General features: G+C 40.6%; 14 protein-coding genes. 9 read left to right on the top strand and 5 right to left on the bottom strand.

Going from position 1 to position 16,289, the window contains the following annotated elements:
* Positions 1 to 60: 60 nt before the first annotated feature.
* The 4 genes from ettA to NMK93_RS04750 all read left to right on the top strand — a co-directional run bounded on the left by ettA (position 61) and on the right by NMK93_RS04750 (position 4,542).
* The gene (gene ettA / locus NMK93_RS04765; RefSeq protein ID WP_254529897.1) at positions 61 to 1,743 is read left to right on the top strand and encodes an energy-dependent translational throttle protein EttA; all 1,683 of its coding nucleotides are present in this window, start codon (positions 61 to 63) and stop codon (positions 1,741 to 1,743) included.
* A gap of 7 nt (positions 1,744 to 1,750) precedes the next feature.
* The gene (locus NMK93_RS04760) at positions 1,751 to 2,938 is read left to right on the top strand and encodes a PAS domain-containing sensor histidine kinase (RefSeq protein ID WP_185211424.1); all 1,188 of its coding nucleotides are present in this window, start codon (positions 1,751 to 1,753) and stop codon (positions 2,936 to 2,938) included.
* A complete protein-coding gene (locus NMK93_RS04755; protein WP_185210398.1) occupies positions 2,938 to 3,996 on the top strand; it encodes a response regulator in 1,059 nt (352 codons plus the stop codon). Before NMK93_RS04760 ends, NMK93_RS04755 begins: the two co-directional genes overlap by 1 nt.
* Before the next feature lie 135 nt (positions 3,997 to 4,131).
* Positions 4,132 to 4,542, top strand: coding sequence for a hypothetical protein (locus tag NMK93_RS04750; RefSeq protein WP_185210399.1), 411 nt, complete (start codon positions 4,132 to 4,134; stop codon positions 4,540 to 4,542).
* Positions 4,543 to 4,582: 40 nt separating this feature from the next.
* Here NMK93_RS04750 and recN read toward each other — a convergent pair whose 3' ends face one another.
* Positions 4,583 to 6,235: a DNA repair protein RecN gene (gene recN, locus NMK93_RS04745; RefSeq protein ID WP_254529895.1), complete on the bottom strand. Its 1,653-nt coding sequence runs from the start codon at positions 6,233 to 6,235 to the stop codon at positions 4,583 to 4,585.
* A 149-nt stretch (positions 6,236 to 6,384) separates the two neighbouring features.
* On the opposite strand from recN, the gene NMK93_RS04740 reads away from it, so the two are divergent.
* Genes NMK93_RS04740 through NMK93_RS04730 form a run of 3 tightly spaced genes read left to right on the top strand, consistent with a single transcriptional unit; the run spans position 6,385 to position 9,179 of the window.
* Positions 6,385 to 7,011, top strand: coding sequence for a SprT-like domain-containing protein (locus NMK93_RS04740; protein ID WP_254529893.1), 627 nt, complete (start codon positions 6,385 to 6,387; stop codon positions 7,009 to 7,011).
* Between the two features lie 41 nt (positions 7,012 to 7,052).
* A complete protein-coding gene (locus NMK93_RS04735; protein WP_254529891.1) occupies positions 7,053 to 8,720 on the top strand; it encodes a M28 family metallopeptidase in 1,668 nt (555 codons plus the stop codon).
* 42 nt (positions 8,721 to 8,762) lie between these two features.
* Positions 8,763 to 9,179 (top strand): hypothetical protein, encoded by a 417-nt coding sequence (locus tag NMK93_RS04730; protein WP_214648495.1) that lies wholly within the window; start codon positions 8,763 to 8,765, stop codon positions 9,177 to 9,179.
* Between the two features lie 210 nt (positions 9,180 to 9,389).
* Here the strand turns inward: NMK93_RS04730 and NMK93_RS04725 are convergent, their stop codons facing one another.
* From NMK93_RS04725 to proS, 4 genes are all read right to left on the bottom strand, one after another.
* Complete coding sequence (locus NMK93_RS04725; protein ID WP_093099024.1) at positions 9,390 to 9,644, bottom strand: hypothetical protein; 255 nt, start codon at positions 9,642 to 9,644, stop codon at positions 9,390 to 9,392.
* Between the two features lie 74 nt (positions 9,645 to 9,718).
* A complete protein-coding gene (locus NMK93_RS04720) occupies positions 9,719 to 10,867 on the bottom strand; it encodes a cystathionine gamma-synthase (protein WP_185210403.1) in 1,149 nt (382 codons plus the stop codon).
* Between the two features lie 28 nt (positions 10,868 to 10,895).
* Positions 10,896 to 11,684: an NAD-dependent epimerase/dehydratase family protein gene (locus NMK93_RS04715; protein ID WP_254529889.1), complete on the bottom strand. Its 789-nt coding sequence runs from the start codon at positions 11,682 to 11,684 to the stop codon at positions 10,896 to 10,898.
* A gap of 9 nt (positions 11,685 to 11,693) precedes the next feature.
* Positions 11,694 to 13,166, bottom strand: a complete 1,473-nt coding sequence (gene proS / locus NMK93_RS04710) for a proline--tRNA ligase (protein WP_185210405.1) — start codon at positions 13,164 to 13,166, stop codon at positions 11,694 to 11,696.
* 179 nt (positions 13,167 to 13,345) lie between these two features.
* Between proS and NMK93_RS04705 the strand changes: the two genes are divergently transcribed.
* Positions 13,346 to 14,473, top strand: coding sequence for a hypothetical protein (locus NMK93_RS04705; RefSeq protein WP_254529887.1), 1,128 nt, complete (start codon positions 13,346 to 13,348; stop codon positions 14,471 to 14,473).
* A gap of 144 nt (positions 14,474 to 14,617) precedes the next feature.
* Positions 14,618 to 16,174 carry a hypothetical protein gene (locus NMK93_RS04700; protein WP_254529885.1) on the top strand — a complete coding sequence of 519 codons (1,557 nt, stop codon included), beginning with the start codon at positions 14,618 to 14,620 and terminating at the stop codon, positions 16,172 to 16,174.
* Positions 16,175 to 16,289: the final 115 nt, after the last annotated feature.

Here is a 16,289-nt window from a genome sequence, read left to right as displayed (position 1 = left end):
AATTTGTCAGTAATTACATTATCTTTGTGTAAAAACATAAAAGAAAATTTCAAAGCACCTATGTCTGACGAAAAAATTATCTTCTCAATGGCTGGGGTAAACAAAATTTATCCCCCATCCAAACAAGTACTTAAGAACATTTACCTTTCTTTCTTCTATGGAGCGAAAATCGGTGTAATTGGTTTAAATGGTTCCGGTAAATCTTCCTTATTGAAGATCATTGCGGGACTAGATAAATCCTACCAAGGTGAGGTTGTATTCTCACCAGGTTATTCTGTGGGTTATTTGGCTCAGGAGCCTGAATTGGACCCTACAAAGACCGTTAAAGAGATTGTAGAAGAGGGAGTTGCCGAGACTGCTTCGATCTTAAAAGAATACGAGGAAATCAATGAGAAATTCGGTCTTCCTGAAGTTTATGAAAATCCTGATGAGATGGATAAACTTTTGGCTAGACAAGGTGAGTTACAAGATATTATAGACGCCACAAATGCATGGGAATTGGACAGCAAATTGGAGCGCGCCATGGATGCTTTGCGCTGTCCAGAGCCTGACGCTTTAATTGCCAATTTGTCAGGAGGAGAGCGAAGAAGGGTGGCCATGTGCAGACTATTATTACAAGAACCTGACGTTTTATTATTAGATGAGCCTACCAACCACTTGGATGCTGAGTCCATCGATTGGTTAGAGCAACACTTGCAACAATATAAAGGAACGGTTATCGCCGTAACCCACGACCGTTATTTCTTGGATAACGTTGCGGGCTGGATCTTGGAACTTGACCGTGGAGAAGGTATTCCATGGAAAGGAAACTATTCTTCTTGGTTGGACCAAAAGGCTAAACGTTTAGCTCAAGAGGAGAAAACCGAAAGCAAGCGTCAGAAAACATTAGAGCGTGAGTTAGAATGGGTAAGGATGGCTCCGAAAGCGAGACATGCCAAATCAAAGGCCCGTTTGCATAACTATGAGAAATTAGCATCAGAGGAAACGAAGGAACGCGAAGAAAAACTAGAGTTATTCATTCCACCAGGACCTCGTTTGGGTAATGTGGTCATTGAAGCAGACAAGATTAGCAAGTCTTACGGGGATAGAATTTTATTCGAAGACTTAAGCTTCTCCTTACCTCCGGCAGGGATCGTGGGAATCATTGGTCCAAACGGTGCGGGTAAGACTACTTTATTCCGTTTGATCACTGGTCAAGAACAGGCAGATACCGGAACATTTAAGGTTGGTGAAACCGTTTCGTTGGGATATGTTGACCAGATGCACGATGACCTTGACCCTAATAAAACCGTATGGGAAAATATCACAGGCGGCAATGAGAACATCATGTTGGGTAACAAATCGATGAATTCTAGGGCTTATGTATCCAAATTCAATTTCAATGGTGCTGACCAACAGAAGAAAGTTGGTGTTTTATCAGGTGGAGAGCGAAATCGAGTACATTTAGCCATTACTTTGAAAAAAGGTTCTAACGTATTGTTACTGGATGAGCCTACCAACGATATCGACGTAAATACCTTACGTGCTTTGGAAGAAGGTCTTGAGAACTTTGGAGGATGTGCGGTAATTATTTCCCACGACCGTTGGTTCCTGAACAGGATCTGTACCCATATCTTAGCTTTTGAAGGAGATTCACAGGTTTATTTCTTTGAAGGTAACTATACAGAATACGAGGAGAACCGTAAGAAACGTTTAGGCGATATTGGTCCGAAACGAATCAAATACAAAAAATTAGTAAAATAAAAACGTGTTGGAATCAGCTAGGCTATTAGAAGCGATCATCGAAAATGCCATTGATGGCATCATTACGATCGATAATCACGGAATTGTAGAGAGCATCAACCCTGCGGCCCTAGAGCTGTTTGGGTATAGAGCTGAGGAGGTTGTGGGCAGAAATATTTCGGTATTGATGCCTGAACCTGACCGTTCTAACCATGACCGTTACATTGCCAATTATGAAGAAACTGGTAAAAAACGAATTATCGGAATTGGGCGCGAAGTAAGAGGTCTGAAAAAAGATGGTTCCACCTTTCCTTTTCGCTTAGCTGTCAGCGAAGTGTTCTATAAAGACCGTAAAATATTTACGGGCTTTATCCACGATCTGACCAAGGAGAAACAGGCTCAAAATGAGTTGAAGAAACATACCCAAGAGCTGGAGCTAAAAGTGAGGGAAAGGACTAAGGATCTGATCAAACTGGTTTCAGAGCTTGAGAGAGCAAAAGCTGATGTCAGTGTTTCCTTGGAAAAGGAAAAAGAATTGAGTCAGTTGAAATCTAGGTTTGTATCCATGGCCTCTCATGAGTTCAGGACTCCCCTGAGTTCGGTCCAACTTTCAGCATCATTGATCGATCGCTATGTAGAGAAGCAGGAATATGGCCCAATTGAGAAACATACAAACCGAATCAAAGGTTCTGTACAATTATTGAACACGATATTAAATGACTTCCTTAACCTTGAAAAACTTGAGGCGGGAGTTGTCATGGTAAATAAATCGCATACCAACATAGTACACCTTGGTGAGGAGATTGCCGAGGAGATGCAGTTGATCTGTAAGAAAAACCAACATATTTTATATCAGCATACCGGTGAGGAATCTGACTTTGTCATCGACCCCAATCTTTTGAAGAACAGTATCATCAACTTGGTTTCTAATGCCATTAAATATTCAGGTGAAGATACTTTTATTGAGTTCAACACCCAGATCGGCAGAAACCAGCTGTTGGTCACGGTGAAAGATAATGGGATCGGTATCCCGCTGGAAGAACAGAAGAGTCTATTTGAGCCTTTCTTCCGTGCCAATAACACGGGCAGCATTCCAGGAACTGGATTGGGTTTGAATATTGTGAAGCGATATGTTGAATTGATGGGAGGACGTTTGGAATATTGGTCGGAAGTAAATCAAGGAGCAATTTTTAAGATGTTTTTTATCCAAGAATAATGGAAAAGAGGAAAATATTAATAATCGAAGACAATAGTGACATTCGCGAAAGCACAGCGGAAATATTGGAATTAACCGGGGAGTATTCCGTATTGGTAGCTGAAGAAGGTAAAACTGGAGTAGATATGGCCATTAAACATAAGCCAGATCTCATTCTTTGTGATATCATGATGCCTGAACTGGATGGATATGGGGTTTTGTATATGTTGAGCAAACATGAAAACACACAACAGATCCCATTTATTTTCCTTACTGCCAAAACTGAGAAAGCAGACTTGCGCAAGGCCATGGAAATGGGGGCAGATGATTACCTGACCAAACCATTTGATGACATGGAATTGCTCAATGCCATAGAAAGTCGTTTCAAAAAAAGGGCTCAATTACAATCTAAGACTGCGCCTAATATGGAAAGCCTAAGGCTTGATGAACAGGAACAGGCTTATCTGTTACAGGATCTTGCAGATCATGGACGGATCAAGAATATCAAAAAGAAACAAACCATTTACGAAGCTGGAGACACTCCAGTTTATGTATATTATATTAAAAAGGGAAAAGTCCGCAGCTTCTTGAACTATAAGGACGGCAGGGAACTATCTACCAACATCTATGTAGAAAATCAATTCTTCGGACTAGAATCTGTGTTATTGAACGATAAGTATGGAGATAATTCAGCCACGTTGGAAGATGCAGAAATTGCCTTGATCCATAAGGATAATTTCTTTGAGCTCTTGTACAAAAAGCCAGGAATTGCCTCCAAACTGATCAAAGTCCTATCACAGAACATTCGTGAGAAAGAAGAGCAGATGTTGGGTTTTGCCTACGATTCTGTTCGCAAGCGCGTGGCCAATGCTTTGGTAAATGTTGCAGAGAAATCAGACAATGAATCGGATGAAGTCACCATCAAGATTTCCAGGGATGACCTAGCAGCCTTAGCAGGTACGGCAAACGAGACCATAAGTAGGATGCTGGCCGATTTTAAGGACGAAAAGTTATTGACCAAGGAAGGAAATGCTATCAAAATCTTTTCGGTTAACCGACTGAAAAACATCAAGCAATAAGGAAATACATCTTTGTTTATTGAAAAGTTTCAAAAAGTGGTCATGTTTTTGCTTTATTCTTTAAACTTTCTTACAGTTTATCTGTCTGAATAAGAAAGAAGAATGAAATTATTTACAAAATAACTTTTACCACTCATGAAAAAACTTTTATTAGCACTCGCAATTGGTACAGCTTCTTTAGTAGGCTTTAGCTCTTGTACAAAGGAATATGTGACAAATTATTTACCAGGGGTAAGTTATTATCACCCATTGGCATCAAGTGACTGGAAACGAATTTCAGCAAACAATTTTGAAGCAGTAATTCCAGTAGCAGACCTTGATGATGTTTATTATGAAGATGGACACGTTAGTGTTGCCATTCAGTTTGAAGATCAAGTTGGAACATTCCACAACATCCCTTCAGAAGGCTTATTTGGTCATGGCTATAACGCCTCATATTCTGTAGGAAAGGTTTTTTTGAACGCTGTTGATTTGGATAAATTAAATGAAGCTCCAAAAGCTATGCGCGTTAAGATTGTATTAACCGATGCAGATGTTGGTAACTAAGATATAGAAAAGGGGCATGATTGATCATGCCCCCTTTTTCTTATTTCAACATTTCTTTGGCATGTTGAATTGCCGTATCTTCCGGATTGGCTCCGCTCAACATTTGTGCTATTTCCAAGACCCTCTCCTCCTCATTCATCAATACAATATTTGATTTGGTTTTATCGCCCTTATCTTCTTTATATACCTTAAAGTGGCTATTCCCTTGGGATGCAATCTGCGGCAAGTGGGTAATACTGATCACCTGCATATTGTCTGCGAGCTCTTCCATCAATTCCCCTACCCTGAGTGCTACTTCTCCAGATATACCTGTATCGATTTCATCAAAGATGATAGTTGGCAGAGCTGAAGTCTTTGCTACCAAGGATTTAATGGCCAGCATCACCCTAGAAAGTTCACCGCCTGAGGCTACCTTGTGTATAGGTTGTAATGCTTGACCTTTGTTGGCCGAGAAAAGAAAGGATACTTCATCTTGACCAGTTGATTTGAAATCCGATAATTGATTGAGTTCAACATTCAATTGAGCATGTGGCATACCAACTCTGGATAGCACATCTTGAACTTCCTTCTCTACGATCTTAGTTGCCTTGCTCCTGTTTTTGGTCAATTGATCGGCCAATTTGGATATTTCCTGATGCAACTTGTCAATTTTCACCTTTAATTCTTCAATCTGTTCACCTTGCGAATCGGTAGCCTGCAGTTTGTTTTCGAGGTCTTGCTTTAGCTCCAGAAGCTCCTTTACAGTAGCTACGCGATGTTTCTTTTGCAGGTCATACAAAACAGACAGTCTTTCATTCACGATGCTCAAGCGCTCTTCATCCATACTGATGCCCTCTGCTACCTGCTCCACTTCAGAACTCAAATCTTTCAATTCGATCAAACTGCTTTGCAGGCGATCAACAAGGGATTCTGAGGAAGGTAGATAGCGAGCACCATTCTGTAAAGAGCTCAAAGCTTGCTTAAGGCTGTCCAAAACATTGATTTCACCATCTTGGAGTTCTGAACTTGCAGCATGAAAATGACGTTTTATTTCTTCGGCATTTTCCAATTGGGATTGTTCTGCTTCCAACCCTTCCTGTTCTTGGTCTTGTAGATTGGCTTGTTCCAATTCGTTGAAAACAAATTGCTGATAATCAGATTCCGACCGGGTCTTTGCCAAATCTTCTTCCAATTGCTTGAGTTCAGCGACTGTACGTTTATATTCTTGGTATTTCTTTTTATAGTCAGCGAGTACAGATTGGTTTTGTGCTACGGTATCCAAGACCAGTAGCTGAAAAGATTCCGTATTGATCTGCAATGTAGCATGCTGGGAATGGATATCGATCAACTTCTCCCCTAATACCTTAAGTGTTTGCAAGGTTACAGGTGTATCATTGACAAAAGCTCTTGATTTGCCATCGGCATGCAGCTCTCTACGGATCAGACTGGTATCCTCATAGTCCAGGTCCAAAGAATTGAAAAGATCTTGAAGGTTATAGTCTTTGATATAGAAGTGACCTTCGATTATACATTTCCTTGATTCATCGAAGAAATGCTTGCTCTCGGCCCTATTGCCCAGGATTAAACCTAGAGCACCCATAATAATGGATTTACCCGCTCCAGTTTCACCTGTTATGATATTGAGTTTGTCGTCGAAATTAATGTCCAATGCATCAATCAATGCATAGTTTTTTATCTGTAGTTTGCTTAACATTCGCTCCTTTGTGCTTTAGCAACATGTTGAAATAGTCCATTTAATCCCTAACATGCTGTTCCTCATCAAATATAAATAATTCTCATCCCAAGCTAAAATTAAGGCATTAATATTCTGAAATCTCTAAAAAACTGATATGTTTGTATTTCATGCCTGATTTTAGCAAACAGTTAAGTAAGTACATCCCATCTACCGCAGCTCCTATCATCTCTGAATGGATCAATGATACTGCCTGTAGGTTTAAGGTGACTCGTTCTAGAGCATCCAAACTGGGAGACTACCGCTCTCCTTTCAAAAACGAACCCCATCAGATCACCATCAATCACGATCTGAACCCCTATTCTTTTTTGATTACGACTGTCCATGAGTTTGCTCACCTCAAAACTTGGCAAAAGCATAAGAACAAGGTAAAGCCGCATGGCGCTGAATGGAAAAACAACTTCAAGAGTTTAATGGATGCATTCATTAAGCTGAACCTATTTCCAGAAGATATCCATTTGGCATTGATCAAATACATGAACAATCCTGCAGCTTCCAGTTGTACGGACCTAACCCTGTATAAGGTCTTGAAATCTTACGATAAATCAGAATTTGAAACCGTAACGATTGACAGCATAGAATTCAACAGTTATTTCAGCATCAAAAACGGAAGGGTTTTCCAGAAATTGGAGCGATTGCGGAAAAGATATAAGTGTCTGGAGGTAAAAACACAGCGAATTTATCTATTTCACCCAATTGCTGAGGTAAAACCGGTCGAAATGGAATCAAATCCTTAAATTGCAATAACCAAATAATCTAAAATTGATAATCAACAATCATGATGAACAACAAACTATTTATTAGTGCAGCCTTATTACTCGGACTTGCATCTTGTAAATCGGGGAGCGACAGTTCTTCCTATGACAAAAACAGTTTAGACTCGACAGCGATTGCTGCGATCACCGAAGATAGCTACAAAGCTTATGTTGCTAAACTATCTTCGGATGAATTCATGGGTCGTCTGCCTTTTAGCAAGGGCGATACCATCACTGTAAATTACATTCAAGAACAATATAAAACCCTTGGCCTAGAACCAGGAAACGGCGACTCTTTTTTCCAAGAGGTGCCGATGGTGGAAATCAGCTCTAAACCTGTTAATCCAACTCTGACCTTTAAAGGTAAAAACGGCGATCTTACAGCTCAATACCTAGATGACTATGTAATCGGTACTCCCCAAATGGCGGAAACCATCGATGTTGAAAACACCGAACTGGTATTTGCTGGATTTGGGATCGTAGCACCTGAATATAAATGGAATGACTATGAAGGTCTTGATGTAAAAGGCAAAACCGTTGTGGTGATGGTCTCTGACCCAGGTCGCTATGACAAAACATTATTCAAAGCTGATACCATGACCTATTACGGTCGTTGGATCTACAAATTCGAGGAAGCATCTCGTCAAGGTGCGGCTGGTATCTTGTTAGTTCATGAAACTGAAGCTGCGAGTTATGGCTGGAATGTGGTAAGAAGTGGTTGGACAGGCCCTAGATTATCATTGGTTCCTGAAAACAAAGGTGCCAACTTGAGCAAATTCCAAGGTTGGGTAAGCAATGAAACTGCAAAAAAACTATTCCAATTGGGTGGATTGAATGCAGATCTGATGGAACAAGCTAAAAAACCTGGATTTAAGGCCGTTCCATTGAATGTGACGACGAATGTTAAATTGGCAAACAGCTTCAGGGAGTCTAAATCCAATAACGTATTAGGGATGATCAAAGGTTCTAAAAGGCCTGATGAAACCATTATCTATACCGCTCACTGGGATCACTTAGGAATTGGTGAAGCTAGCAATGGCGACTCTATTTTCAATGGAGCGATGGACAATGCTACAGGTGTGGCTGCCTTATTTGAATTGGCAAAAGCCTTTAAAGCGGCAAAGGTTCAGCCAGAGCGTTCAGTTGTGTTCTTAGCGGTTACTGCAGAGGAACAAGGTTTATTAGGTTCTCAATATTATGCTGAAAACCCTGTATTCCCATTGAACAAAACGGTTGCCAATATAAATATGGACTCCTTCAATCCTGTAGGTGCCATGAACGGTTTCCGTGTAACTGGAACAGGACAGACGGAATTGGAAGACTATGCCATCCTATCGGCAGCTAAATTTAACCGTAAGATGGTACCAGAAGGAAGTGCTACAGGTGGTGGATTCTACCGTTCTGACCATTTCAACTTTGTGAAAGTAGGTGTACCAGGTCTATACATGGGCAGTGGTGGGGATTACTTAGAATCCGACACAACCGTTATCAAGAACCGTCAGAAGGCATTAGCAGGCCGCTATCATGCCGTGACTGATGAACTAAATGACAACTGGAACTTCGATGGAATCATTGCCGACATCCGATTATTTTTTGATATTGGCTACACTTTAAGTATGGATACAATTTTCCCTAACTTTAAAGCAAAATCAGAGTTTAAAGAATTAGGCGACAAACGCCTTTCAAAATAGTATATTTGTGAATATTATATAATTGAAACTATGCTTACAGGAATGAAACATCTACACTCAACCCTAGCTATTGTATTGTTAATAGCGTTGGTCATTGCAATCATCATTACATTGGTAAATTACTCTGGAAACAAGCCTTACAACCGTAAGATCGCTTTAATCGGATTAATCAGTGGACACCTTCAATTGGTAATTGGTTTGGTATTATACTTTACATCCCCACTGGGATTAAGCAGCTTTTCAGGAGAAAACATGAAAAATAGCGGAGCTAGATTGTACTTCTTGGAACATCCAATTATGATGATCTTAGGTCTAGTATTGATTACAATGGGATACTCTAAAGCTAAGAAATTAGCAGATCAAAAAGCCGCTAACAAAACAGTGCTTATTTACTATATCTTAGGATTGGTATTGATCCTTTCAAGAATCCCTTGGTCTACTTGGTCGATTTTTAACTAGTATTTTTAAGTATAAAGTATCTAGTATTTAGTATTTAGACTCTAAAAGAATTAATAAAGGGGCAATGAAAATTGCCCCTTTAACTTTACCTACTGATACCCATAGGTCTAAATACTAAATACTTACTACTAAATACTCCCTAATAATCCTACAAAAAGAGAGGGCTAAACAGATGTTTAGCCCTCTCTTTTTGTATTGTATATCTTGCAATTACTTTTTGCTGAATCCTAAGATTGCAAAAACAACTTTGAATGCTAAGAAAGAAGCAACGATAAGTGCAATGTTAGCGATCCATGAGAATACAGATCCTAATTGATCCAACGCAGGGATTACATCCGGTACAAAACGAATAAACACGCCTACTAAGCCGATAACGATGGCAATAGTTAATGATACATAATATTCAGTACGGTTTGCATTATTGTCCGTATGTTTTGCTGGTCTTTCTACAGTTGTATTTTCCATAATTGATAATCTCCTATTAAAGCTGCACAAATGTACAAAAGTCTGTGTGCAAATAAAATAATAATTACAATAAATTAACGCGATAAGGCTTGTTCCAGATCAGCGATCAGGTCTTCAGCATCTTCCACCCCTACCGAAAGGCGCAAAAGGTTATCCACTACACCTACTTTTTCTCTAGTTTCTTTAGGGATCGAGCCATGGGTCATGGTTGCAGGGTGGTTGATCAATGATTCCACACCACCTAATGATTCAGCTAAAGTGAATACCTTGAATCCAGAAGCGACGCGGAATGTTTCCGCCAAATCAGCTCCTTTGATTACGATAGATACCATGCCTCCGAAATCCTTCATTTGTTTCTTGGCAACATCATGTCCTGGATGGTCTTCAAATCCTGGCCAATAGATTTTTTCTACCTTAGGATGGTTCTTTAGATATTCTGCTACCTTTCTTCCGTTCTCACAATGAGCCTTCATACGAAGGTGCAAAGTTTTGATACCACGAAGCACTAAGAATGCATCCTGTGGTCCTGGAGTACCTCCGCAAGCATTATAGAAAAACCATAATTTCTTGTACAACTCTTCATCATTCATCACCAAAGCTCCCATGACCACATCAGAGTGACCACCAAGATATTTAGTTACTGAGTGCATCACGATGTCAGCACCAAGGTCCAATGGGTTTTGAAGATAAGGAGAGGCAAAAGTATTGTCTACCGCGTAAAGGATTTTCTTTGCTTTTGCGATCTTCCCTATAGCTTCGATGTCTGCTAATTTCAAGGTTGGGTTGGTTGGAGTTTCCACCCAGATCAATTTTGTCTTGTCTGAAATAGCATCTTCCACTGCTTTTACATCGGAAGTATTGACAAACTTAAAGGTAATTCCAAGGGGCTCATAAACTTTTGTGAAAATACGGTAAGAACCACCGTATAGATCATCACCGGTTACCACCTCATCTCCAGGTTGCAATAAGCGCAATACACAATCTGTTGCGGCCATTCCTGAAGAGAATGCTAAACCAAACTTTCCATTTTCCAACGCTGCGATACAATCTTCGAGTGCCTTACGGGTAGGATTGGTACCACGTGAGTATTCATAACCTTTATGGTCACCCGGTGCTTTCTGTTGGTAAGTTGAGGTTTGGTATATCGGCGTCATCACTGCGCCAGTTGTAGGATCTGCCTCCTGTCCGGCATGAATTGCCTTGGTTGCAAATTTGTAATTCATATTATTTTGTATTAGTCGGACTAAGTTATTAAAAATCTAATGGAGAAGGGTATTTAAACTCGTAATTCAACAAATTGATGATCTTATCCGAATTTACCACTTTCTGGAAACTGTCCTTCGGTTCAAAAGCACTTGGATAACTGTACATATATTTCTGGGCGCTTTTCAGGATCACCTCCTTTTTCAAGGGATGCTCCGGAGCCACCAGATTATAATAACCGGTTGGCAGATTGATTTCGAGACTCCGCTCGATGATTCCAACAACATCATCCAAATGGATAAAATTTGAAGGTTGACCCCCAATATGCACCACCTTATCCTGAAAGTATTTAGCCAGTATTCTTTCATTCCCAAATAAGCCTCCTAGCCTAAAAGTAGATGAATAAGGGAGGCTCATCATTTTCTTTTCAGCCATTCGAAGCTTTGGGGACATCAATTCTTCTTCCACAAAGCTTTCATCAAAGTTGCCATCCTGATCGGGATAAACTCCAACGGAACTCAAAAAGATATGCTTTTTATAATTTAAGGAACATAGAATATTGAAAACATGCGAAAAGCGATGCTCTATTTCTGCCTCCGTATTTCTCTGCGTGGCTGGAATCGAGTTGACGATCGCATCAAAACTGACATCAACTGGAAGATCCAGGTTGAGATCCCTGTCAAAGTCGTGGATAAACGCAAAAATACCATCGCCTTGCAAGCGATGGTATTTTTCCTCTGTACGGGTCGTTACCCACAGATTCCAACCTTTCTTTTTGAGCTGACGAGCAAGTTCTTCACCTACCCATCCACAACCCAATATCAAAAGGTTCTTCATTTCATTATATTAATATGCTTTCGCAAATAAAACACGTTGTTTCGAAGGTTTACCTGTAAAGATACAAACGCCTTCCTCTTCTTTAGCATCCAAAGGAATACAACGGATCGTTGCTTTGGTCTCTTCCTTCACACGTTTTTCGGTCTCTACCGTTCCATCCCAGTGTGCAGAAATAAATCCACCTTTTTCTTCCAATACTTGTTTGAATTCCTCATAAGAATTTACTTCAGTGATATGTTCATCACGGAAAGTCAATGCCTTATTATAGATGTTATCCTGGATTTCTCCCAACAAGGCCGCAATACGGTCTGGCAATCCAGCTTGCTGAACAGTTTCTTTCGTTTGTGTATCACGGCGAGCAAGCTCCACGGTACCATTCTGCATATCACGAGAACCTAGAGCTACGCGCAAAGGCACGCCTTTCAATTCCCATTCTGCAAATTTGAATCCTGGTCTTTGTGTATCGCGATCATCATATTTCACACGGATATCCAATTGCTTCAAAGCGGCACTCAATTGATCCACATAAGCATCAAGGTTTGCTTTTTCTTCATCGGTCTTATAAATTGGGACGATGACTACCTGAGTTGGCGCCAATTTCGGAGGCAATACCAACCCTTGATCATCAGAATGCGCCATAATCAAAGCACCCATCAAACGAGTGGATACTCCCCAAGATGTAGCCCAAACATAATCTAATTTTCCTTCTTTGGAAGTAAACTTCACATCAAAAGCTTTTGCAAAATTTTGACCCAAAAAGTGTGATGTCCCTGCTTGCAAAGCTTTACCATCCTGCATCAAGGCTTCGATACATAACGTATCGATCGCTCCGGCAAAACGCTCGTTTTCAGTTTTCCTTCCACGAACCACTGGAACCGCTAAGGTTCCTTCCGCAAATTCAGCATAAACTTCCAACATTTGCTCTGCCTCAGCAATAGCTTCTTCGCTGGTCGCGTGTGCAGTATGGCCTTCTTGCCATAGGAATTCTGCTGTACGAAGGAATAAACGCGTACGCATTTCCCAACGAACGACGTTTGCCCACTGATTTACCAAGATTGGAAGATCACGATATGACTCGATCCATCCGCGGTATGTATTCCAGATAATGGTTTCTGATGTTGGACGAACGATCAATTCCTCTTCCAGTTTAGCATCTTCATCAACGATAATGTTGCCATTACCATCATTCTTCAACCTATAGTGAGTAACAACGGCACATTCAGTGGCAAAGCCTTCAACATGGGAGGCTTCCTTAGAAAAGAAAGATTTGGGGATAAATAAGGGGAAATAGGCATTGGAGTGGCCCGTTTCTTTAAATCTTTTGTCAAGAACGGCTTGCATTCTCTCCCAGATTGCATACCCGTATGGTTTGATCACCATACAACCTCTTACTGCAGAGTATTCTGCTAGATCGGCTTTTATTACCAGATCGTTGTACCATTGCGAATAATCTTCGCTACGGCTTGTTATCCCTTTACTCATTCGAAAATTTAAATAGTATTTTAACCTAAAAACATGGGTTTGCGTGTACTTTAACACATAAATAACCAAAGCAAAAAAATAATTTGTAATTTTGATTGGTAGATTAAACCCTGACGATAAAATCGGGTCTAAGATAATAATTAATGACTGTAATATCGAATTTTAACTGTTTTAGAATCATGAAAAACAACAAGATATTTTTGGGAGGGTTAGCCTTAGCTTTCGCAGCTCTGATTAGCTCCTGTTCGACAACAAGCCGGACAGTATACCGTGACGATGTCTATAATAACAGGGACAATGGTACGGTTTATCAAAGCCCAGATTACTACTATACTGATGGCACGGACGAAGAATCCATTGCTCAATCAGATTATTATGCAGATGAATACTCCGATGAGGATTATGTAGAAGGCGGTGTTGAGGAATTAGAATATGCAAACCGCATCAACCGATTCTATTACAATTCTCCAGGAATGATGTACTACGACCCTTGGTTTGACCCATGGTATGGCTATTCTGGTTTCGGCCTTGGCTGGAACTCTGGATTTGGCTGGTCCTTAGGCTTTGGTTGGGGATCTCCATATCTTGGCATGGGCTGGGGTTGGGGAAGTCCTTACTACGGCTACGGATGGGGAAGACCTTATTATGGCTACGGATGGGGTAACTATTGGGGCCCTAACTCCTACTATAATTACTGGGGACACCCTTACTACGGCGGTGGTTACTACGGTAATGCATACTATGGCGGAAACTACTACGGAAACAGACGCGTAGCATCTGGTAGAAGTTATTCAAGTGGATATGCCCCTCGATCAAACAGTGGCCGAGTAACTAGAGATGCAAGCGGAAGATTTGTGAATAGCAGATCAGGTGTATCTTCAGGACGTAGTGGCACAAGATCAAGCGGTACTGTAGGTAGAACTCCATCTTCAAGATCAGGCTCTAGCAGATCAGAAGGTACGATCAATAGAACTCCTTCTTCAAGGTCAGGTTCTAGCAGATCTCAAGGTACGATCAATAGAACTCCTTCTTCAAGATCAGGTTCAAGTAGATCCCAAGGTACGATCAATAGAACTCCTTCTTCAAGATCAGGTTCTAGTAGGTCTCAAGGTACGATCAACAGAACACCTTCTAGATCTTCAGCTCCAAGCACCAGATCATCAACTCCTCGTTCAAGCGGAAGCTTTGACCGCGGTAGCTCAGGTAGCTCTGGCGGATTCAGCAGAGGAAGCTCTGGTGGTAGCAGCAGAAGCTCTGGTGGTGGCGGTGGCTCTTCTTCTTCAGGAAGAAGCGGAAGCAGACGCTAATTACTACAGATATATGGTATAGCCAATATAAATTTATATTGGCTATACTTTTTTTCGGATACATGTTTTTAATATAACCTCTATCAATCTTTGGCCGCCGTTCCTGAGTGACCTAAGAAAAAAACAAAAGATCAAAATTACACAATGAAAAAAATCTTACTCTCCCTTACCTGTCTTGCCCTCGCATACAACTATTCAAACGTACAAGCCCAATCATTAGTAGACAATTCCTTGTTGATCTCTAGAGACATTACAAATGGAACTGCTCGTTTTAAGGCTATGGGAGGGGTTAATACGGCCTTAGGTGGCGATATCAGTTCTGTATCTGGAAACCCTGCCGGTCTTGGTTTCTTCGGACAGTCCGATGTCTCCCTTTCCGTAAACTATTTGAACAACAATAATAAATCAAACTTTTTCGGCCAATCTACAACTCAAGGTCAAGGTAAGTTCGGACTGGAAAATTTAGGTATTGTCATCCACTACCCTACGCATAATGATCCTGATTATGGCTGGCAAAATTTTAATGTCGGTCTAAGCATAGACAAACAGAATAATTTCAGCGATCACCTGAAATATGCAGGGACTAACAACCAAAACTCTTTGGTTCATTCCTACACGGATATTATGGAGGATGATGATGTATTCGCTAAGGATTTCTGGAATTCATACCTAGTGGAACAAGGTCCTGGCGCTAATGGAAGGTACTTCCCTACTGTTTTGGAAGCTGACCCTAAAAACCAACAGATGGATTTAGTGACAACAGGTTATAAATATAATACCAACGTTTCCTTTGGTGCCAACTATGGCAATAAAATATATATCGGTGCAAGGTTTGGATTCATATCCTATAAATATGATTCCAAAGCTACTTTGTTAGAAAAAGGATGGACCAAGACTGCTGCAGAGATCAAGGCAGATAATCCAGATACAGATTTTGCGAACCCGAATGATCCTGCCAATAAATATACCGACATCAGCTATGACTTAACGGATTTCAATGACCTGACCTTAAAAGGTTCAGGCGTTAATTTCGGATTAGGGGCTATTTTCAAACCTACTTGGGATTGGAATATCGGCATCAACATTTCCACTCCTACCTGGACGGAAATCCAAGAAGATAGCAATATTGAAACTATAGTGGATTATTATAAGGACGAAAATACAACCACTTCCTTACACCCTGGCTACGGTTCCAAGAACTATGGTCAATCCTATGATTATGCCGTAGTTTCTCCTTGGAAGACTGCAGTTGGTCTTACCAAGTTCTTTGGAAGGGGCCTGCTTTCTGCCGAAGTGGAATACCTAAACTATTCGTCCATTAAATACCGCGAAATTGTAACCGACCCTGACTATACATTTGAAAGTGAAGTAAACAACAATATCAATGATACCTTCAAAGGTACCTTTAATTTCAAGGTAGGTGGTGAAATCTTGATTACAGATCAATTAGCTGCCCGCGCTGGTTTCAACCTGATTGGATCCCCTTACAAAGGTGACACCCAAAGCGACTATATTGCAAGCTTAGGTTTAGGCTATGTCCTTACCAAATCCTTATATGTGGATTTAGCGGCAATGCAATACAAGCAATTCAACTACAACCACAGCCCTTATACATTCTCCTCTTGGAACAGTCCAATTCCAACAGCAGAAGTGAAAAATACACGAACAAACGTAGTCCTGACTTTAGGCGCTAAGTTTTAAAAAATAAAAGCCCGGAATATAATTCCGGGCTTTTATTTTTTAAAGTATTTAGTAGAAAGTATTTAGTATTTAGACCATTTACCTTCAACAGGACATATCTCAAATCTCAATACTC

The organism is Sphingobacterium sp. LZ7M1 (assembly GCF_024296865.1).
Lineage (GTDB): Bacteria > Bacteroidota > Bacteroidia > Sphingobacteriales > Sphingobacteriaceae > Sphingobacterium.
The sequence above is the reverse complement of the archived record's forward strand: the minus strand, read 5'-3'. Positions and strand labels throughout refer to the sequence as shown.

Bases quoted from the DNA above. Each gene is read 5' to 3' on its own strand.
- ettA (WP_254529897.1), top strand. From the start codon at position 61: ATGTCTGACGAAAAAATTATCTTCTCAATGGCTGGGGTAAACAAAATT.
- NMK93_RS04755 (WP_185210398.1), top strand. From the start codon at position 2,938: ATGGAAAAGAGGAAAATATTAATAATCGAAGACAATAGTGACATTCGC.
- NMK93_RS04750 (WP_185210399.1), top strand. From the start codon at position 4,132: ATGAAAAAACTTTTATTAGCACTCGCAATTGGTACAGCTTCTTTAGTA.
- recN (WP_254529895.1), bottom strand. From the start codon at position 6,235: ATGTTAAGCAAACTACAGATAAAAAACTATGCATTGATTGATGCATTG.
- NMK93_RS04740 (WP_254529893.1), top strand. From the start codon at position 6,385: ATGCCTGATTTTAGCAAACAGTTAAGTAAGTACATCCCATCTACCGCA.
- NMK93_RS04735 (WP_254529891.1), top strand. From the start codon at position 7,053: ATGATGAACAACAAACTATTTATTAGTGCAGCCTTATTACTCGGACTT.
- NMK93_RS04730 (WP_214648495.1), top strand. From the start codon at position 8,763: ATGAAACATCTACACTCAACCCTAGCTATTGTATTGTTAATAGCGTTG.
- NMK93_RS04725 (WP_093099024.1), bottom strand. From the start codon at position 9,644: ATGGAAAATACAACTGTAGAAAGACCAGCAAAACATACGGACAATAAT.
- NMK93_RS04720 (WP_185210403.1), bottom strand. From the start codon at position 10,867: ATGAATTACAAATTTGCAACCAAGGCAATTCATGCCGGACAGGAGGCA.
- NMK93_RS04715 (WP_254529889.1), bottom strand. From the start codon at position 11,684: ATGAAGAACCTTTTGATATTGGGTTGTGGATGGGTAGGTGAAGAACTT.
- proS (WP_185210405.1), bottom strand. From the start codon at position 13,166: ATGAGTAAAGGGATAACAAGCCGTAGCGAAGATTATTCGCAATGGTAC.
- NMK93_RS04705 (WP_254529887.1), top strand. From the start codon at position 13,346: ATGAAAAACAACAAGATATTTTTGGGAGGGTTAGCCTTAGCTTTCGCA.
- NMK93_RS04700 (WP_254529885.1), top strand. From the start codon at position 14,618: ATGAAAAAAATCTTACTCTCCCTTACCTGTCTTGCCCTCGCATACAAC.